General features: G+C 73.4%; 19 protein-coding genes. 14 read left to right on the forward strand and 5 right to left on the reverse strand.

Going from position 1 to position 19,074, the window contains the following annotated elements:
- The first annotated feature begins 312 nt into the window (after positions 1-312).
- The 4 genes from ACIRVF_RS42270 (at position 313) to ACIRVF_RS42285 (ending at position 5,033) form a co-directional block, all read left to right on the forward strand.
- A complete protein-coding gene (locus ACIRVF_RS42270) occupies positions 313-2,913 on the forward strand; it encodes an ATP-binding protein (protein WP_402830382.1) in 2,601 nt (866 codons plus the stop codon).
- A gap of 133 nt (positions 2,914-3,046) precedes the next feature.
- Positions 3,047-3,727, forward strand: coding sequence for a response regulator (locus ACIRVF_RS42275; RefSeq protein ID WP_033351413.1), 681 nt, complete (start codon positions 3,047-3,049; stop codon positions 3,725-3,727).
- A gap of 65 nt (positions 3,728-3,792) precedes the next feature.
- The gene (locus ACIRVF_RS42280) at positions 3,793-4,200 is read left to right on the forward strand and encodes an OB-fold nucleic acid binding domain-containing protein (RefSeq protein WP_030291048.1); all 408 of its coding nucleotides are present in this window, start codon (positions 3,793-3,795) and stop codon (positions 4,198-4,200) included.
- Positions 4,201-4,202: 2 nt separating this feature from the next.
- Positions 4,203-5,033 (forward strand): DUF3159 domain-containing protein, encoded by an 831-nt coding sequence (locus tag ACIRVF_RS42285; protein WP_402830386.1) that lies wholly within the window; start codon positions 4,203-4,205, stop codon positions 5,031-5,033.
- Between the two features lie 113 nt (positions 5,034-5,146).
- On the opposite strand, the gene ACIRVF_RS42290 is transcribed toward ACIRVF_RS42285, so the two are convergent.
- On the reverse strand, positions 5,147-5,818 hold the full coding sequence (locus ACIRVF_RS42290) for a potassium channel family protein (protein WP_402830387.1): 672 nt from the start codon (positions 5,816-5,818) through the stop codon (positions 5,147-5,149).
- A complete protein-coding gene (locus tag ACIRVF_RS42295; RefSeq protein ID WP_402830390.1) occupies positions 5,818-6,486 on the reverse strand; it encodes a potassium channel family protein in 669 nt (222 codons plus the stop codon). The genes ACIRVF_RS42290 and ACIRVF_RS42295 overlap by 1 nt, the downstream gene beginning before the upstream one ends.
- A gap of 247 nt (positions 6,487-6,733) precedes the next feature.
- Between ACIRVF_RS42295 and ACIRVF_RS42300 the strand changes: the two genes are divergently transcribed.
- Together ACIRVF_RS42300 and ACIRVF_RS42305 are read left to right on the forward strand one after the other, a co-directional pair.
- Complete coding sequence (locus tag ACIRVF_RS42300) at positions 6,734-8,809, forward strand: APC family permease (RefSeq protein ID WP_402830413.1); 2,076 nt, start codon at positions 6,734-6,736, stop codon at positions 8,807-8,809.
- Between the two features lie 410 nt (positions 8,810-9,219).
- Entirely contained in the window at positions 9,220-10,515 is a 1,296-nt protein-coding gene (locus tag ACIRVF_RS42305) for a class I SAM-dependent RNA methyltransferase (protein WP_402830415.1), read from the forward strand.
- A 216-nt stretch (positions 10,516-10,731) separates the two neighbouring features.
- Here the strand turns inward: ACIRVF_RS42305 and ACIRVF_RS42310 are convergent, their stop codons facing one another.
- Positions 10,732-10,926: a hypothetical protein gene (locus ACIRVF_RS42310; protein ID WP_402830392.1), complete on the reverse strand. Its 195-nt coding sequence runs from the start codon at positions 10,924-10,926 to the stop codon at positions 10,732-10,734.
- Between the two features lie 266 nt (positions 10,927-11,192).
- Here ACIRVF_RS42310 and ACIRVF_RS42315 point away from each other — a divergent pair, with 266 nt between their 5' ends.
- On the forward strand, positions 11,193-11,429 hold the full coding sequence (locus ACIRVF_RS42315) for a toxin-antitoxin system HicB family antitoxin (RefSeq protein WP_030291064.1): 237 nt from the start codon (positions 11,193-11,195) through the stop codon (positions 11,427-11,429).
- Entirely contained in the window at positions 11,426-11,854 is a 429-nt protein-coding gene (locus ACIRVF_RS42320; RefSeq protein ID WP_402830394.1) for a fic family toxin-antitoxin system, toxin component, read from the forward strand. Before ACIRVF_RS42315 ends, ACIRVF_RS42320 begins: the two co-directional genes overlap by 4 nt.
- Positions 11,855-11,884: 30 nt before the next feature.
- On the opposite strand, the gene ACIRVF_RS42325 is transcribed toward ACIRVF_RS42320, so the two are convergent.
- Positions 11,885-12,772 (reverse strand): GNAT family N-acetyltransferase, encoded by an 888-nt coding sequence (locus ACIRVF_RS42325; protein ID WP_402830397.1) that lies wholly within the window; start codon positions 12,770-12,772, stop codon positions 11,885-11,887.
- Between the two features lie 318 nt (positions 12,773-13,090).
- Here ACIRVF_RS42325 and ACIRVF_RS42330 point away from each other — a divergent pair, with 318 nt between their 5' ends.
- The 6 genes from ACIRVF_RS42330 (at position 13,091) to ACIRVF_RS42355 (ending at position 18,645) form a co-directional block, all read left to right on the forward strand.
- On the forward strand, positions 13,091-13,984 hold the full coding sequence (locus ACIRVF_RS42330; protein ID WP_402830399.1) for a RimK family alpha-L-glutamate ligase: 894 nt from the start codon (positions 13,091-13,093) through the stop codon (positions 13,982-13,984).
- Positions 13,981-14,778: a RimK family alpha-L-glutamate ligase gene (locus tag ACIRVF_RS42335; RefSeq protein WP_402830401.1), complete on the forward strand. Its 798-nt coding sequence runs from the start codon at positions 13,981-13,983 to the stop codon at positions 14,776-14,778. Before ACIRVF_RS42330 ends, ACIRVF_RS42335 begins: the two co-directional genes overlap by 4 nt.
- A 161-nt stretch (positions 14,779-14,939) precedes the next feature.
- Positions 14,940-15,842 (forward strand): putative RNA methyltransferase, encoded by a 903-nt coding sequence (locus tag ACIRVF_RS42340; protein WP_402830403.1) that lies wholly within the window; start codon positions 14,940-14,942, stop codon positions 15,840-15,842.
- Between the two features lie 89 nt (positions 15,843-15,931).
- Positions 15,932-17,428, forward strand: a complete 1,497-nt coding sequence (locus ACIRVF_RS42345) for an AAA family ATPase (RefSeq protein WP_402830406.1) — start codon at positions 15,932-15,934, stop codon at positions 17,426-17,428.
- A 41-nt stretch (positions 17,429-17,469) separates the two neighbouring features.
- Positions 17,470-17,847 (forward strand): nucleotide pyrophosphohydrolase, encoded by a 378-nt coding sequence (locus ACIRVF_RS42350; protein ID WP_402830418.1) that lies wholly within the window; start codon positions 17,470-17,472, stop codon positions 17,845-17,847.
- A gap of 168 nt (positions 17,848-18,015) precedes the next feature.
- Positions 18,016-18,645, forward strand: a complete 630-nt coding sequence (locus tag ACIRVF_RS42355; protein WP_402830408.1) for a DUF6099 family protein — start codon at positions 18,016-18,018, stop codon at positions 18,643-18,645.
- Here ACIRVF_RS42355 and ACIRVF_RS42360 read toward each other — a convergent pair.
- Positions 18,591-18,824: a hypothetical protein gene (locus ACIRVF_RS42360; RefSeq protein WP_402830411.1), complete on the reverse strand. Its 234-nt coding sequence runs from the start codon at positions 18,822-18,824 to the stop codon at positions 18,591-18,593. The genes ACIRVF_RS42355 and ACIRVF_RS42360 overlap by 55 nt on opposite strands.
- Positions 18,825-19,074: the final 250 nt, after the last annotated feature.

The following is a 19,074-nucleotide window of genomic DNA, read 5'->3' on the forward strand; positions in this document are numbered from 1 at the left end:
ACCCTGTGGGAGAGTAGGACGCCGCCGAACAATCATTCAGAAGAACCCCCATCCGGATTCCGGATGGGGGTTCTTCGCGTTTGCCGCCAATTTCGTCGCCAATTCGGACGGCGGCCGGCCGGTCGCTCCCGGTGGCCCCTGTCGGCCCGGTGACCCCCGCCGAGTGGCTGGTCCTCCGTCAATATGCCGCTAAAACCACATGATCACCGCACTGATCAGCGGAATATCGCCGGTCACGCCGTAGTCTCGAAGGCGGGGGGAACAGGTGTCCGGGGGTGGCTCCCGGGCAGGGCCGGAACAAGAATGGTGCTCATGGGACGAGGCAGGCTGCGCATCTACCTCGGGGCGGCCCCCGGGGTCGGCAAGACGTACGCCATGCTCGCCGAGGCACACCGGCGGCAGGAGCGTGGCACGGACGTCGTGGTGGCGTTCGTGGAGGACCACGGCCGGCGCCGGACCGCGGACCTGGTCGCCGGGCTGGAGGTCGTCCTGCGGCAGCAGGTGGTGCACCGGGGCGCGAGGTTCTCGGAGATGGACCTGGACGCGGTCCTGGCCCGCCGTCCCGAGGTGGCGCTGGTGGACGAGCTGGCCCACACCAATGTGCCCGGCTGCCGCAACGAGAAGCGCTGGCAGGACGTCGAGGAACTGCTCGCTGCCGGGATCGACGTGATCTCCACGGTGAACGTCCAGCACCTGGAGTCGCTCGGCGACGCGGTCGAGGGCATCACCGGGGTGCGCCAGCGGGAGACGGTCCCGGACGAGGTGGTCCGCCGGGCGGACCAGATCGAGCTGGTGGACATGTCTCCGCAGGCGCTGCGGCGGCGGCTGGCGCACGGCAACGTCTACACGCCGGAGAAGATCGACGCCGCGCTCGCCAACTACTTCCGCCCGGGCAACCTGACCGCGCTGCGCGAACTGGCACTGCTGTGGACCGCGGACCGGGTGGACGAATACCTGCAGAGGTACCGTGCCGAGCAGGGAATCGAGGGCATCTGGCAGGCCCGGGAGCGGATCGTGGTCGGTCTGACCGGCGGCCCGGAGGGGGCGACGCTGATCCGCCGGGCGGCCCGCATCGCGGCCCGGGTCTCGGGCGGTGAGCTGCTGGCCGTGCACATCTCCCGCTCGGACGGCCTCGCGGGCACCGGTTCGCCGCAGACGCTGATCGAGCAGCGCGTGCTGGTGGAGAGCCTCGGCGGGTCCTTCCACAACGTCCTGGGCGACGACCCGGCCGGCGGCCTGCTGGACTTCGCCCGGGGGGTGAACGCCACCCAGATCGTGCTGGGCACCAGCCGCCGGCCCCGCTGGCAGTACCTGTACGGGCCGGGCGTGGGCACCCTCGTCACCCAGAAGGCCGGGGACATCGACGTCCACATGGTCACCCACGAGCACGCCGGGCACGGGCGCCGCGGCAAGATATCCGTGCGCCGGATCACCGACCTGGGCCGGACCCGGACCGTCGCGGGCTGGCTGATCGGGCTGGCCGGTCCGCCGCTGCTGGCGATCGTGCTGACCACGATCGGCGGGCTGGGCCTGTCCACCGACATGCTGCTGTTCCTGTCGCTGACGGTGCTCGCGGCGCTGGTCGGCGGGCTGCTGCCGGCGATCGGCTCGGCGCTGGTCGGCTCCTCGGTGCTGAATTTCTACTTCACCCCGCCGCTGCACACGTTCTCCATCAACGAGCCGGAGAACATCATGGCGGTGGCGATATTCACCGTCGTGGGCTGCTCGGTCGCCTCCGTGGTGGACCTGGCGGCCCGGCGCACCCACCAGGCGGCCCGGGCCCAGACCGAGGCGCAGACGCTCAGCGCGCTGGCCGGCACGGTGCTGCGCGGCGCGCCGAACGGGGACGGGGTTCTGACCGCGCTGATGGAGCAGGTCCGGGAGACCTTCGGACAGGAGAGCGCGGCCCTGCTGGAGCGTCCCGAGCCGACCGGCGGCTGGCTGCCGGTCGCCACCGCCGGGCCGCGCCCGCCCGCACGCCCCGAGGAAGCCGACGTGGACGTGCCGGTCGGCGAGAGCCTGGCCCTGGTGCTGCGCGGCCGGGTACTGCCCGGCGCGGACCGGCGGCTGCTGGGGGCGTTCGCGGCCCAGGCCGCCGTGGTGCTGGAACGCCGCCGCCTGGCCCGGGAGGCCGTGGTGGCCCGCCGGGAGGCCGAGGGCAACCGGATCCGGACCGCCCTGCTGGCCGCCGTCTCGCACGACCTGCGCACCCCGCTGGCGGGGATCAAGGCCTCGGTGAGCTCGCTGCGCTCGGCCGACGTCGAGTGGGACCCGGAGGACGAGGCCGAGCTGCTGGCCGGGATCGAGGCCGGAGCCGACCGGCTCGACCACCTGATCAACAACCTGCTCGACATGAGCCGGCTGCAGACCGGCACCGTCACCCCGCTGATCCAGGAGACCGACCTGGACGAGGTGGTGCCGTACGCGCTCGGCGGCGTGCCGCCGGAATCCGTCCGGCTGGAGGTCCCGGAGACGCTGCCGATGATCCGGGCCGACGGCGGGCTGCTGGAGCGTTCGCTGGCCAACCTGGTCGAGAACGCCGTCAAGTACAGCCCGGACGGCGTCAGGGTCCTGGTCAAGGCCGACGCCCTGGAGCAGCCCGGCCGGCCCGGCCGGGTCGAGCTGCGGATCGTGGACCGCGGGCCGGGTGTCCCCGAGGACGCCAAGGAGCGGATCTTCGCGCCGTTCCAGCGCTACGGGGACGCTCCGCGCGGCGCCGGGGTGGGCCTCGGGCTCGCCGTGGCGCGCGGGTTCGTCGAGGCGATGGACGGGACCGTCACCGCCGAGGACACGCCCGGCGGCGGCCTCACCATGGTCGTCAGCCTGCCCGCGGTCGAGCGGCCGCCCGAGCCGGACGAACCGCCCGAGGCGAGCGGCGACGGCCACGATCCGCTCCCGCAGCTGATCCCATGAGACCGGCCGGTCCCCCGCCCCGGCCGGTCACCTGGCCCCGGCCGGTCACCTGGGAACCGGCGACGTCGCGCGTCGCGGCAAGAGCCGACACACAGTCCGTAAGAACCGACAGCCCGAAAGGCGGAGCCCGTAAATGACCCGGGTCCTCGTGGTGGACGACGAACCGCAGATCGTCCGCGCACTGGTGATCAACCTGAAGGCCCGCAAGTACGAGGTCGACGCGGCCCACGACGGCGCGAGCGCCCTGGAACTCGCCGCCGCCCGCCATCCGGACGTCGTCGTGCTCGACCTGGGACTGCCCGACATGGACGGCGTCGAGGTGATCCGCGGTCTGCGCGGCTGGACCCGGGTGCCGATCATCGTGCTGTCCGCCCGGCACGCCTCCGACGAGAAGGTCGAGGCCCTGGACGCCGGTGCCGACGACTACGTCACCAAGCCCTTCGGGATGGACGAGCTGCTCGCCCGGATGCGGGCCGCCGTGCGCCGGGCCGAGCCGGTGGCCGGGGAGGACGACTCGCTGGTCGTCACCGAGAGCTTCACCGTCGACCTCGCCGCCAAGAAGGTCAACCGGGACGGTACCGACGTACGCCTCACGCCCACCGAATGGCACCTGCTGGAGGTCCTGGTCCGCAACGCCGGACGGCTGGTCAGCCAGACCCAGCTGCTCCAGGAGGTGTGGGGCCCGGCGTACCGCACCGAGACCAACTACCTGCGGGTCTACCTCGCCCAGCTGCGCCGCAAGCTGGAGCGCGACCCCTCGCACCCGCGCCACTTCATCACCGAACCGGGCATGGGCTACCGCTTCGAGAGCTGACCGGGGCGGCCCCCGGCGGCTGCGACGCCTGCCGCCGGGAGCCCGGAAACCGGTACCCTGCCGACATGAGTGGTGACAACAGCAGCGGGCAGCCGCAGGGGCGGTTCCGCCGCATGCTCAGCCGGCTGACCTCCTCGGCCGAGGAACTGGACGCCGAGGACCTGCGCCAGGAGAGCGCCGCCGAGTCGGGCTGCACGCCGATCGCCGGCTGCTCCGACCGTCAGCTGGTCACCGTCGCGGGCACGCTGCGTACGGTGACGCTCCGCCCGCGGGCCGGGGTGCCGGCCCTGGAGGCCGAGCTCTTCGACGGCACCGAGGCGTTGGAGGTCGTCTGGCTGGGCCGCCGCTCGATCGCCGGCATAGAGCCGGGCCGCCGGCTGGTCGCCAGCGGCCGGATCAGCCACGCACGCGGGCGCCGCGTGCTGTTCAACCCCCGCTATGAGCTGCGTCCGGTCGGACACGGGAGCGAGTGAGCGTGAGCAACCACCCCGGCGGCGATGCCGCCGCCCGGATCGACCTGGACGCCGCCGACGTGGCCGCCTGGCAGGCCGCCGCCGCCGAGGAGGCCGTGGACGGCCTGCCGCGGACGATCGAGGGCACCGGGCCGGCCGCGGACGACCGGCCCCTGGACCCGGCGGCCGCCGAGGCCGCCCGCAAGGCCGCCTCCAAGGAGGCCGCCGACACCGTCCTGCAGGCCTTCGGCGGCGTGCGCGGCATGATCGACATGACGCTGCCCGGCCTGGTCTTCATCGTCACCTACAACGTCACCCACCAAGTCAGCGCCGCCGCCTGGGCCGCGCTCGGCCTGAGCGCGCTGTTCGTGGTGGCCCGGCTGGCCCGGCGGGAGACCATCCAGCACGCCTTCAGCGGCGTGTTCGGCGTCGCCCTCGGTGCCTGGATCGCGATGAAGAGCGGCAAGGCCGAGGACTTCTACCTGCCCGGCCTGCTCTGGAACGTCGGCTACTGCATCGCCCTGGCGGTCTCCGCCCTGGCGCGCTGGCCGATGATCGGGGTGATGCTCGGCCCGATCACCGGCGAGATGTTCACCTGGCGCAAGGAGAACCCCGGCCGCCTCGCCGCCTACACCAAGGCGACCTGGGCCTGGGTGGTGATCATGGGCCTCAAGCCGGTGATCCTCTTCCCGCTGTACTTCACCCACAACGTCAACCTGCTCGGCTGGCTGAAGGTCGCTCTCGGCATCCCGCCGCTGCTGCTGGCGATGTACGTCACCTGGCAGATCCTGCTGAAGGCGCCGCCGCCGATCAAGGCGCCGGTGGACGACGACGAGGAGGAGCCGGCCAAGTAGCCGCTACGGCAGTCCGGCGGCAGCAGACAGCCCACGCCCACCAGCACGGCCGAGGGCCCGCACCCCGCGACGGGGATGCGGGCCCTCGGCCGTCGGCCGTCCGGCGACAGGCCCTACTGGGCGCCGGAGGTCGCCGACAGCAGCTGCTCCAGCTCCTCCTCGCGCTCCTGCGCGGCGACGAACAGCAGCTCGTCGCCGCCCTCCAGGGTGTCGTCCTTGCCCGGCACCAGCACCCGGCCCTCGCGGATGATGCTCACCAGCGCGGTGTCCTGCGGCCAGGCGACCCCGCCGACCCGGGTGCCGACCAGTTCGGCCTCGGCGGCCAGGGTCAGCTCGACCAGGTTGGCGTTGCCCTGGCTGAAGCGCATCAGGCGGACCAGGTCGCCGACGCTGACCGCCTCCTCGACCAGCGCGGACATCAGGCGCGGGGTGGACACGGCCACGTCCACGCCCCAGGACTCGTTGAAGAGCCACTCGTTCTTCGGGTTGTTCACCCGGGCGACCACCCGCGGCACCGCGTACTCGGTCTTGGCGAGCAGCGACACGACCAGGTTGACCTTGTCGTCACCGGTCGCGGCGATCACCACGTGGCAGCGCTGCAGCGCCGCCTCGTCCAGCGAGGTGATCTCACAGGCGTCGGCCAGCAGCCACTCCGCCATGGGCACCCGCTCCACCGAGATGGCGTTCGGGTTCTTGTCGATCAGCAGGACCTCGTGACCGTTCTCCAGCAGCTCGCCCGCGATCGAGCGGCCCACGGCACCGGCCCCGGCAATGGCGACCCGCATCAGTGACCCTCCTCCTTCGGCCCCTGCGCGAACGCGGCCTCCACCGCCGTCAGGTCGGCCCGGCGCAGCATGACGTGCACCAGGTCGCCTTCCTGCACCACCATCTGCGGCGAGGGCAGCACGCCCTCACCGAGCCGGGTGACGAACGACACCCGGGCGCCGGAGGCCTCCTCCAGGCGGCTGATCCGCTGGCCCACCCAGTCCGGGTGGTACGCGACCTCGGCCAGCTGCACGCTGCCGCTCGGGTCCTGCCACAGCGGCTCGGAACCGCTCGGCAGCAGTCGGCGCAGCATCTGGTCGGCCGTCCAGCGGACCGTCGCCACGGTCGGGATGCCCAGGCGCTGGTACACCTCGGCGCGGCGCGGGTCGTAGATGCGGGCCGCGACGTTCTCCACGCCGAAGGTCTCCCGGGCCACCCGGGCGGCGATGATGTTGGAGTTGTCACCGCTGGAGACGGCGGCGAAGGCGCCCGCCTCCTCGATGCCCGCCTCGCGCAGGGTGTCCTGGTCGAAACCGACACCGGTCACCCGGCGCCCGTTGAACCCCGCGCCCAACCGACGGAACGCGGTCGGGTCCTGGTCGACCACGGCGACCGAGTGGCCCTGTTTCTCCAGCGCTCTCGCGAGGGCCGAGCCCACGCGGCCGCAGCCCATGATGACGATGTGCACCGGCGCTACCTCACCCGTCCTGTAGGGCTATTGACCTGCGCAAACACCGTTCATCTCCGTTTCCCGCCCGGCCTTCCGGGACGAGGGTCCTCGTGGGGGTGTCGGCTGGACACCGCTCGACAACCACAGTGTTGCCCGCCGACTCGTATCCGACACGCTAGCCGGTCCACCGAACACAGTCGCGACGAAGGGGGGGACAAACGGCGGAGCAATGTCCGGCGACCGCCTACGATTCCTTAACGTGCCTATGCCGACTGACCTTCCGAAACGCATCCTGATCGGGCGCGCCCTTCGCAGCGACAAGCTCGGGGAGACCCTGCTCCCCAAGCGGATCGCGCTGCCCGTCTTCGCCTCGGACGCGCTCTCCTCGGTCGCGTACGCCCCCGAGGAGATCCTGCTCACGCTCTCCGTCGCGGGGGCCTCGGCGATCCACTTCTCCTGGCAGATCGGCGTCGTGGTGGCGGTCGTGATGCTCGCCGTCGTCGCCTCCTACCGCCAGAACGTGCACGCCTACCCCAGCGGGGGCGGCGACTACGAGGTGGCGACCGTCAACCACGGTCCGGCCGCCGGCCTGGTGGTCGCCGCGGCCCTGATGGTCGACTACGTGCTGACCGTCGCCGTGTCCACCACCTCGGGCGTCGCCAACGTGGTCTCCGCCGTCCCCGCGCTACGCGGACACGAGACGATCGTGTCGGTCGTCGTGGTCGTGCTGCTGATGGGCATGAACCTGCGCGGCGTGCGCGAATCCGGCAGCGCCTTCGCGGTGCCCACCTACGCCTTCATGATCGGCGTGATGGGGATGGTCGGCTACGGCTTCCTGCGGCACTTCGTGCTCGGCCAGGACATGCCCGCCGAGAGCTCCGGCTTCCACCTGGAGGCCACTCCGGGCAACGGATCGCTGGCCGGGTTCGCGATGGTGTTCCTGCTGCTGAAGTCCTTCTCCTCCGGCTGCGCCGCGCTCACCGGTGTCGAGGCGATCTCCAACGGCGTGCCCGCCTTCCGCAAGCCCAAGAGCAAGAACGCGGCCACCACCCTGCTGATGATGGCGACCGTCGCCGTGGTGATGTTCATGGGCATCATCTGGCTGGCCCGGCTGACCGGCGTGCAGATGGCCGAGAACCCGGCCGAGCAGCTCGTCGGCGCGGGCTCCGGCTACCACCAGAAGACCGCGCTGGCGCAGATCAGCGAGGCCGTCTTCAGCAACTTCACGCCCGGCTTCTACTTCGTCGCCGCCGTCACCGGCCTGATCCTGGTGCTGGCCGCCAACACCGCCTTCAACGGCTTCCCGGTGCTCGGTTCGATCCTCGCCCAGGACCGCTACCTGCCGCGCCAGCTGCACACCCGCGGCGACCGGCTGGCCTTCTCCAACGGCATCATCCTGCTGGCGATCGCCGCGATCCTGCTGATCATCTCCTTCAACGCGGACCCGAACCGGCTGATCCAGCTCTACATCGTCGGCGTCTTCGTCTCCTTCAACATGAGCCAGTCCGGCATGATCCGGCACTGGACCAGGCTGCTGCGCACCGAGACGGACCCGGCCAAGCGGCGCCACATGCAGCGCAGCCGGGCGATCAACGGCTTCGGCCTGGTGATGACCATGGCGGTGCTGATCGTCGTCCTGGTCACCAAGATCGGCCACGCCTGGATCGCGATCGCCGCGATGGCCGTGCTGTTCGTGATGATGAAGGGTATCCGCCGCCATTACGACCGGATCTCCGACGAGCTCACCGCCGCCGAGGAGCCGGACGACGTGGCGCTGCCGACCCGGGTGCACGCCATCGTGCTGGTCTCCAAGCTGCACAAGCCGGCGCTGCGCGCCCTCGCGTACGCCAGGCTGGCCCGGGCCCACACCCTGGAGGCGGTCACCGTCAACGTCGACCCGGACGACACGGCGGCGCTGCGGCGGGAGTGGGACGAGCGCGGCATCGAGGTGCCGCTCAAGGTGCTGGACTCGCCGTACCGGGAGATCACCGGGCCGGTGCTGGACTACGTGAAGAACCTGCGGCGCAGCAGCCCGCGGGACGTGGTCTCGGTGTACATCCCCGAGTACGTGGTGGGTCACTGGTACGAGCACCTGCTGCACAACCAGAGCGCGCTGCGGCTCAAGGGGCGGCTGCTGTTCAAGCCCGGGGTGATGGTCACCTCGGTGCCCTGGCAGCTGGAGTCCTCGGAGCGGCGCATGCCGCAGAAGGCCTGGTCGCCGCCCGGGTCCGTCCGCCGTGGCGAGCCTCGGGCTCCGAAGGCCGTAAAGTCGAAGGATTCCGTCCGTACCGGTGCGACCGACGCCGGTGCCACCGACCGCAGCAAGGATTCCTCCCAGTGACGCGCAACACTCCGCCCCGCTCCTCGGGCTCCTCCGGCGCCTCCGGCAAGGGCAAGGGCGCCCGTCGGGGCGGCTCCCAGCCCGGGCAGGTGGCCCGGCCGCGCTGGGGCCGGCCGAACCGGCCGGAGGCCACCGACCGTGAGGGGCTGACGGCGCGCACGGCGCCGGTCGTGCCGGGGGAGGCTCCGGCGGAGAAGCCGGTGCGGGGCGACAAGCCCGTGCGGGGCGAGAAGCAGGCGCGGGGCGAGAAGCAGGCCCGGGACTCGCGGGACTCGCGGGACGGTAAGGGCGCTGCGGGCGCTGCGGGTTCCGCGCGGAAGGCGCCGCGCAAGCAGGCGGTGCGGCCGCCGAAGGCGCTGCGCGGTGCGGCGGCGCGGACGTCCCGGCCCGAGGCGCCCTCCGGGGAGCCGCTGGCCGGTCAGCGCTACGAGGTCGAGGTCGGTCCGGTCGCGCACGGCGGCGGGCACTGCGTGGCCCGGCACGAGGGGCGGGTGCTGTTCGTCCGGCACGCGCTGCCCGGCGAGAAGGTGGTCGCGCTGGTGACCGACGGCACCACGACCTCGCGGTTCCTGCGCGCGGACGCGGTGGAGGTGCTGGAGCCCGCCAAGGACCGGATCGAGGCGCCGTGCCCGTTCGCCGGGCCCGGCAAGTGCGGCGGCTGCGACTGGCAGCACGTGACCCCGGGCGGGCAGCGCAAGCTCAAGGCGGCGGTGCTGACCGAGCAGCTCGCGAAGCTGGCCGGGCTGACCCCGGCCGAGGCGGGCTGGGACGGCAGCGTCGAGCCGGTCGGCGGCAAGCTGCCGGCCGGGCAGGTGCCGGCCTGGCGCACCCGGGTGCAGTACGCGGTGGACGCGCGGAGCGGCAAGGTCGGGCTGCGCAAGCACCGCTCGCACGAGGTGCAGCCGATCGACCGCTGCCTGATCGCCGCCGAGGGCGTCAGCGAGCTGGGCATCGAGTCCCGGGACTGGCCGGGCGTGGCGAGCGTCGAGGCGATCGCCGCGAGCGGCTCCTCGGACCGCCAGGTGGTGCTGACCCCGCGCGAGGGCGCCCAGCTGCCGCTGGTCGAGCTGGACAAGCCGGTGTCGATCGCGCGGATCGACGACCAGGGCGACGTGCACAAGGTGCACGGCCGCAGCTTCGTGCGCGAGCGGGCGGCCGGGCGGACCTGGCGGGTCAGCAACGGCGGCTTCTGGCAGATCCACCCGGAGGCGCCGGACACCCTGGTCGACGCGGTGCTGGACGGCCTGGACCCGCAGTGGGGCGAGAACGCCCTCGACCTGTACTGCGGGGTCGGCCTGTTCGCGGGCGCGCTGGCGGACCGGGTCGGCGAGGACGGCGCGGTGCTCGGCATCGAGTCCGCCAAGCAGGCCGTGGTCGACGCCCGGCACAACCTGGCCGCGCTGGACAACGTGCGGATCGAGTGCGACCGGGTCGAGACGCTGCTGCCGCGCACCGGCATCACCGCCACCGACCTGATCGTGCTGGACCCGCCGCGCTCGGGCGCCGGCCGGGAGACCGTCGCGCACCTGGTCGGCCTGGAGGCGCGCCGGATCGCGTACGTGGCCTGCGACCCGGCGGCCCTCGCCCGGGACCTGAAGTTCTTCCGCGAGGGCGGCTACCGGCCGGTCTCGCTGCGGGCCTTCGACCTGTTCCCGATGACGCACCACTTCGAGTGCGTGGCGATCCTGGAGCCCGTCGGGGAGTGATCCCGGGGTCCGGCGACGGACGGCCCGGACAGGACACCGAGGAGGCGGCACCCCGTGGCGTACGGGGGCCGCCTCCTGGCGTTGTGGGTGTGTGAGCGGGCGTGCTGCGCGTGCGTGCCGGCGCTGAGTGCCGGGCGGTGCGGTGCCGGGTGCTGCGGTGCCGGGCGGTGCGGTGCCGGGTGCTGTGCGCCGGAGGGGTGCGCGCGGCGGGTGCGGTCAGTCGTTGCGTTCCTCTTCGTCGGCGCTGTGCGGAAGGTCGATGCCGTGCTGGGCGGCGAGCCTGAGGAGCGAGGCGATCCGGCCCTCGTACGCCTGGACGCCGTCGGCGTCCCCTTCGGCCCTGGCCGCCGCGAGGTCCCGCCGGGCCTGGGCGAGCTGCTCGCGCAGCTCCTGGTCGAACATGGCTGTCATTGCCGGCCTCCAGAAAACCCGGTCGGTGCCGCTCGGGGAACGCTCAGGGGAGTTCAGAGTCCCGGATGGGTAAGGACTCTTCAAGTCAGATCCGGTCAGGTTCAGGGTAGGTCCGGTCACGCCCGGAGGATGCGCCGGCCGGCGCATCCTCCGGCAGGGACTCGACGGGCCCGCGGCCTCAAGGTGGCGCGGGGGCGTGCGGGAGGTGTACGGCCGGGGTGCGCGCGCCCTTGTTGTGCTAGCACTTCAGCGCTAGCTTGAACGGTATGGGCAAGAAGCAGCTGAACGTCCGAGTGGACGCCACGACCGCGGAGATGGCCCGGGAACGGGCGGAGCAGCAGGGGATCAGCATGAACCAGTACATCGAGCGCCTGGTCCAGCAGGACATGGGTGAGTCGGGACGGGCCTTCATCGACGCCGCCGCGCAGTTCATGAAGGAGTACGAGACGGCCTTCCTCGCCGAGTTCGGGGACTCGGGCGAGCTCCAGGACGTGCGCCGTTGAAGCTGGAGGTCGACCTCTCGTGGCTGCTCATGACCGCCGAGCAGTACACGCCCGGTGACCCGCAGGTCACCGACTACGGCTCGCTGCTCGCGGCCGTCACCCGACACCAGGCCGAGATCTTCGACATCTCCGTCTACCCCGAACCGCAGGACCGCGCGGCCGCGCTGATGCACCAGCTGATCCGCGTTCCGGCGCTGGAGAAGACCAACGAACTCTTCGCGACCGCCGTCGCCTACGCCTACCTCGTCGCCAGCGGCTGCACCGTCGCCACCACCGCGCGCGAGGTGCGCAGCCTCTCCCGGGCCATCCGGGAAGGGCGGCTGGGGGTGTCCGGGGTCGCCGAGCGGCTGGCGGCCTGGGTGGTCGACGAGGCGGAGGGAGAGGGCGTCAGCGGGGCGGAGGACGAGGACGAGGACGACGACTGAGCTCCGTGCCCGTTCCCGCCGGCCTTCGGGCTAGGCCTCGGAGCCCAGCCGGGCGTCCTGCCCGGCCTCCGGGGCGGCCGGCTCCGCGATGAGGGCGGTCGCGAACGGGCGGAAGCCGGCCCGGCGGTAGATCCGGGCGACGTCCTCGTCCGAGGCGGAGAGGAACACCGTCCGCACGCCGTGGGCGCGGGCGTGCGCCACCAGGGCCGCGGTGACCGCCAGGCCCAGCCCGCGCCGCCGGGCGGAGGGGAGCGTCCCGACCCCGACCACCTCGGTGACCTGGCCCACCGGGTTGTGCTGGCCCGCGCACAGCACGTCGGGGCCCTCCAGTGCGGCGGCCAGCACGGTGACTCCGTCGGTGATCCGCTGCGCGATCCGCGCCACCCCGCCGTCGGCCGTCAGCGTCGCCGCGCTCGCGGCCAGCTCGGCCGCCCCGGCGTCGCCGGTGGCGGTGCCCGGGTTGCCGAAGGCCACGTGCGGGACGGCGACCGCGTGGGCCAGCTCGGGGGCGTCCGCGGCCAGCACCCGCACCTCGGTCCGCTCCGGGAGGGCCGGGGCCGGGGCCGCCTCGTCCTGCGGACCGAGCACCAGCAGCGGGTGCTCGTGCACCGTCAGCCCGGCCGCCTCCACCGCCGCGCGCAGCTCGGGGTTCCGCTCGGCGACCCACTCGAAGGCCTCCGGCAGGCCCAGCTCCCGCTGCCGCTCCAGCACCCGGCGGACGTCCTCGGCGGTGGCGGCCGGGCCGTCGTGGCCGGGCGTCGGGCGGGCGTAGTAGTGCCAGCCGGTGCTGCCCCTGCGGACGAACAGGGTCAGCGGACCGAAGTCCTCGGCGATGGCGGCGCTGCGGGGCACGGCGTCGTAGTAGCGCTCGATGCCGTCGAGGAGGGCGGGATCGGGAAGATGATCAGCTGAAGTCACGGCGTGCATCCAAGCAGGGCCATCGGTGCGGCGCCACCGTTTTGTGCGGCGCTGCCGTTTCGGGAGGTGCCACCGTTGTGTGCGGCGCCGTTTCGGTGGCGGCACCGTTTCGGGCGGCGGCACCGTTTCGTGCGGCGGGCGCGCGTCCCGTGCGGCGGCCGTACGGGCGTGCGGCCTCCGGGGGTTCGATTGTTGCCGAACGCTTACCAGCTCGCGGTGATCTTGTGCGTGTACGCCGGGCATGCTGAGGCCTTCACAGCTCTGCCGAGGGGGACGGCGGACGTCCGCACTCAGCGAGGCAAGGGGGAAGTCAGGCCCATGAGGCTCTGCTTTCTGGTGGAGGAGCACTACCGGCGGGACGGCATGCCACTGGACGTGGCACGCCAACTCACCGCGTGGGGGCACCGGGTGGACGTGGTGCGCCCCGGGGACTCGCTGATGGCGATCTCCGAGGCGGTCCGGGCCGGCAGCCACGACGCCTGGGTGCTCAAGACCGTCTCCGGCGGCCCCGGGCTCACCCTGCTGGAGGCGGCCGCCGCGGTGGGCCTCACCACGGTCAACGACGTCCGCTCGATCCGCGGCGTCCGGGACAAGGCGCTCGCCTCGGTGATCGCCCGCACCCGCGGCCTGCCCGTCCCGGTCACCTACGCCGCCGCCCGGTGGGAACGGCTCGCCGAGATCCCGGCTGCCGAGTACCCGCTGGTGGTCAAGCCGGCGGACGGCAGCTCCGGGCGCGGCGTACGACTGGTGGCCGGGCCCGACGACCTGATCGGCCTCGGGACCGAACTCGCCGGGGAGGGGCTGCTGATCGCGCAGCCGTACGTGCCCAACAGCGGCACGGACCTCAAGGTGTACTGCGTCGACGGCGAACTCTTCGCGACGGAACGTTCCTCCCCGCTGCACCCCGGGGAGGGCGTGCGCGAGCGGCAGGTGCCGCTTCCCGCGAGCGTCGCGCGGATCGCGGCGCAGGTGGGCGAGGTCTTCGGGCTCGACCTGTACGGGATCGACGTGCTGCTCGGGCCGGACGGGCCGGTGGTGGTGGACGTCAACGACTTCCCGAGCTTCCGGCAGGTGCCGGACGCGGTGGCGCGGGTCGCCCGGGCGGTGCTGCGCCTCGCGCGCAGCGGCACGGCGGTGTCGGTGCCCTCGCTGGTACCGGCGGGCGGCGAGGACTACGACCGACTCGGCCTGGTGGACGGTGAGTTGCGGTGAGGGTCGGGCTGATCGCGCGCGACCCGGGGCATCCCGTGCTCGCCGCCGCCGCCGAACTGCTGGTGCGGCGGGGGTGCCGGGTCGAGGTCGTGGAGCCGGGCGGTTGCGGGGACTCGCCGGCCGACGTCTACCTCCTCAAGGCGCGCACACCGCAAGCGCTCTCGCTGGCCAGGGAGTTGGAGCAGCGCGGCGCGGTCGTCGTCAACTCGGCGGCGGCCACCGAACTCTGCCAGGACCGGGTACGGATGGCGGAACTCGCCCTCGGCGCCGGGCTGCCGTTCGCGTCCACCGTCGCGGCCGGCCGGCTGGCCGAACTCGCCGACCCCGGCCGCCCGTTCGTGGTGAAGAGCCGGCACAGCCGGCGCCACGACCTGGTCGCCCTGGTCGACGGCCCGGCCCGGCTGCGCGAACTCGTCGAGCGCTGGCCGGAGGAAGAGGTCGTCACCCAGCCGTACGTGCCGGGCAGCGGCTGGGACCAGAAGCTGTGGGTGGTCGACGGGCAGCTGTTCGCGGCCCGGCGCCGCTCCGAACTCTCCTCCGGGGACGGCGGGTCGGCGGACGCGGGGGAGTGGGAGCCACCCGCGGGCCTGGCCGCGCTCGCGCTGCGGGTGGGGGAGGTGTTCGGACTGCAGGTGTACGGGGTCGACCTGCTGGACGGGGCCGCCGAGCCGGTGATCGTGGACGTCAACGCCTTCCCGGGGGTGCGCGGGCGGCCCGGTGCACCCGAGGCGCTCGCCGGGCTCGTGCTGCGCGTCGCGGCGGAGCGGGGTCGGGCCGGGCTGCCCCTGGGGTGAGCTCCGGGCGGCGGCGGCGGCCGGTCGTCGACTCGTCCGGGCCGATCGCCGGTGTCGGCGAGGCGGGCGCGGCAGCGGAGGCGGCCATCGGAGGGCGGGGGTGGTTAGGCTGGCTGGCGCCCCCGACCGGCCGGGGCCGAACGGCGAGAGAAGACGGAACGTTGCTGCAGGACATCGAGCCCTACCTGGCCTGCCCCCACTGCGCGCAGGCCCTCACCCGGCACGAGCGCAGCCTGCGCTGCCCCGCCGGACACAGCTTCGACCTCGCCAAGCAGGGCTACGTCAGCCTCCTCGCCGGTGATGCCCACACGGGCACCGGGGACACCGCCGAGATGGTCGCCGCCCGCGCCGACTTCCTCGCCGCCGGGCACTACCGGCCGATCGCCGACGCCCTCGCCGACGCCGCCACGGCCCTGGTCGGCGCCGCGGCGTCGGCGGGCGGTGCCGGATCGGACGGCACGGACGAGCTGGACGGCCCGCAAAGCCCGCACGGCCTGGTCGCGGACCTCGGCGCCGGTACCGGCCACTACCTGGCGCACGTCCTGGACGCCCTGCCCGGCCGGGTCGGCGCCGCCCTCGACATCTCCAAGTTCGCCCTGCGCCGCGCCGCCAAGGCCCACCCCCGGATCGGCGCCGTGGTCTGCGACGCCTGGCGCCCGCTGCCGCTGCGCGACGGCTCCGCCAAGCTGATGCTCAACGTCTTCGCCCCGCGCAACGGCCCCGAGATCCGTCGCGTGCTGCGCCCCGGCGGCACCCTGCTGCTGGTCTCGCCCACCGCCGGCCATCTGCGCCAACTCGTGGCCACCCTCGGCCTGTTGTCGGTGGACGAGGACAAGCAGCGCCGGATCGACGAGAAGCTCGGCCCGTACCTGACGCCGGTCGACCAGCGGTCGGTCGAGTTCACCCTTCGGCTCGGCGCCCAGGACGTCCGGACCGTCGTCGGCATGGGCCCGAGCGCCTGGCACACCGACGCCGACCGGCTGGAGGCCGCCCTCGCGGCCCTGCCGGAACCGGTCGAGGTGACCGCCTCGGTGACGGTGGCCGCCTACCGGCGTCCGTTGTAGTCAGCGGTGTGCGGCAGGTCCCCCACGTTGGGATGAATCTGCCGAGCAGGCACGTTTCTCCCGGTCGGCCTACGGCTAACGTCCGACGGGTGAACCGCGACGCCGCCGCGCCCGCCGGGCCGGCCCCACTGCGCCCGGGCGGCGCTCCGGGGGCCGACCGGCCACCCGCGCCCCGCCCCACCGTCGAGGAGCTGCGGCTCACCGCCTTCAAGTCCTACCGGCGGGCCGTCCTGCCCCTCGCGCCGCTCACCGTGCTCCACGGACCGGCCGGCGTGGGCAAGTCCAACGCGCTCGACGCCCTGGCCGTCCTGTCCCGGCTCGCCCTCGGCGAGGAGGTCACCGGATCCCTCAACGGACTGCCCGGCCGCACCGGCCCGCTCGCCACGCCCGTGCGCGGCGGCCTGGACGGGTGCGTGCCGCACGGGCGGGACGCCGTCATCCTGGGCTGCACCGTCCGCTCACCGCGCGGCCGGATCCGGCTCGACCTGGTGATCCGCACCGATGGGACGGTCCGGATCGCCCGGGAGTCGCTCAGCCTCGACGGCCGGATCCTGGTGGACACCGGCGAACAGGACGTCCGGCACGGGCGCGTCAACGTGTGCTGGCACAACGACACCCGGCAGGGGGACATCCGGGCGCCGTTCCCCAGCGGCACCATGATCACCGCTCAGCTGCCGCTGCGGGTGGCCGGCTCGTCCACCGGCGAGCGGCTGGTGCTGGCCGCGGTCGAGGACCTGCTCACCGCGCTGCGCGAGGTCTTCCCGCTGCACCCCGTCCCCGCGCTGATGCGCGGCTGGGCCGAGGCCGACCCGCAGGCCAGGCTGCGCAGCAACGCCGCCAACATCTCGGCCGTGATCAACCGGCTCGCTCACGAGTGCCCACGCCGCTACGGGCAACTGCTGCGGGCCGTCCAGGCCGCCGCGCCGCACCCGCTGCTCGGACTCACCCTCGCCGAGCGCGAGGGCGGGCGGCGGGTGCTGGCCGTCTTCGACGAGGGTGTGCTCGGGCGCACCGGGGCCGACCAGGCCTCCGACGGCATGCTGCGCCACCTCGCCTTCGCGGCGGTGCTGCTGACCGGGGCCGGGGTGCTCGACCTGGACGTGGCGGCCGAGGTGCCGTGGGCGCACCGGCAGCTCACGGTGCTCGCCGAGGACCTGGGGGCGGGGCTCGCCACCGAACAGGCCGCCTCGCTGCTGCGGCTGGCGCGGGACATGGCGGGGCGCAACCAGCTGCGGGTGGTGGCCGCGCTGCAGGAGCCGGCGGCGGCGCGGGAGGCGTTCGGGGCGGCCGGGGGGTCGGCGGGGGAGGTGGCGTTGGTGGAGTGCCGACGGGATCCGGCGACGGGGTTGACGGTGCTGCGGCCGGAGACGGCCCGGGTGCCGGTCCAGTGCGGGCGCGGGGAGGAGGGCTCGGCGGCCGTTGCGGGCCCGGCTGCCGGTGACTCGTTGGCTGCCGGTGGTCCGTCGGCTGCCGGTGGTCCGTCGGTTGCCGGTGGCTCGGCGGCTGCCGGTGGCTCGGCGGGGGGCGAGGGCCGGAACGCCCCGGCTGTGGCCGGGGACGGGGATGCGGTAGACCTGGGGGCGTGAACGAACGAGTGACGAGGGCGGGGGAGCCTGCGGTGGACGGGGTGGCCGAGGGTGCGGCGGAGTCCGGGAAGCTGACCTTGGAAGGGCTGAGGCAGCGGCTGGTGGAGTTCGCGGCGGCCCGGCGGTGGGAGCCGTACCACACGCCGAAGAACCTGGCGGCGGCGCTGAGCGTGGAGGCGGGCGAACTGCTGGAGATCTTCCAGTGGCTCACGCCCGAACAGGCGGGCGCGGTGATGTCCGATCCGGAGCGGGCCCACCGGGTGCGGGACGAGGTCGCGGACGTGCTGGCGTACCTGGTGCAGTTCTGCACGGTGGTCGGGGTGGACCCGCTGGAGGCGCTCGCCGCCAAGATCGACCGCAACGAACAACGCTTCCCGGCGCCGGACGCAGCGAGCGACGTCAACCCGGACGTGGGCTGACCACCCCTGTGAGGGACGGAAGTTATCCACAACACCCGGGTTTTCCACAGCTTCCGACAAGCCGGATGCGGCCCACCCCGCCCTTTCCGCACGCTCTTCCCGTGACCACACCACCGCTCCGGCGGTGGTGCCGGTCGACGGCGACGACGAGCGGAAGGAGCGGGGGCCATGGAGGCGCTGCGACTGATCAAGACGGCCCGGCACGCCCTGGCGGAGGCCAGGCAGGTGCCGGACGTGCTGGGCGAGGCACGGCAGGCCGCGCTGCTCACGGAAGCGGTGGGCGCCCGGTTGGCGGAGTCCGAGGACGAGGAGCTGACCGGGCTCGGCCAGCAGCTCTCCGAGGCGGGGGCGCATGCGGCGGTCTGCCTGGACAGGTCCGCTGCCGGCGGTGGGCCGGTGAGCGGCGGGCGTGCCGGTCGGCTCACCGAACTCGGCGACCTGGGGCCGACGTTGGGGGCGCTGGACGAACTGCTGCGGGAGGTCGGGGAGACGCTGGTGGTGCTGGCCTGTGGAGCCGACACCGAGAGTCTGTACTGGACGTGCATCGACGGCGTCGACGCGATGTCGGAGTGCACGGACGTGACCGCGCGGTTGCGGAAGGCGGCCGATCGGGGCGGAGGAGTGGAGCGGACGGCGCTCGGTGGCGCGGAACCGGAACGGGCCGGCGGGGGTTCGCCGTTACTGGTGGTGCGGCTCGGGCCGCCGGGTGAGGGCGGGCCGACGGAGGAGGAACGGGTGCCGGACTACCGGGTGCCCGGAGCGGCTGGGGCGTCGGAGGTGTCGATGTCGGCCGGGTAGGCGGCGGCCGGGGTGGTTCGGGTGCCGGACTGAAGCGCGGTGAGGTCCGCGGTCACCGAGGCGAGCAGTTCCTGCATCTGCTCAAGCAGGGTCTTGGGGGTCGTGGGCCGGGCCGGGCCGCCGGCGGCTGAGCCCGACGGGCGGCTCGGGGACTGCGATGTGGCAGAGGGTTCGGACATGACGGGGGACCTCTTCGGATCGGTGGTGCGGTGTGCCGCACCGACCAACGAATCGTTCCGGCGAGCGGTCACCGCGCACCACCCGATGCGGTCCAACCCCGTTGCGCCGTAAGCCTCTCGGGTGAGCCGGGGTTGCCACTGCAGCACGGCCTGGGCTAGTACTCCAGTGTGACTTCGTGATCTATCCGGTTGAGGGCTCGGCGAGGCGTCGCCGGTAGTGGCTGCGGCGGGCGGTTGCTTGGTGGATCCT

The organism is Kitasatospora sp. NPDC101157, assembly GCF_044768255.1.
GTDB lineage: Bacteria > Actinomycetota > Actinomycetes > Streptomycetales > Streptomycetaceae > Kitasatospora.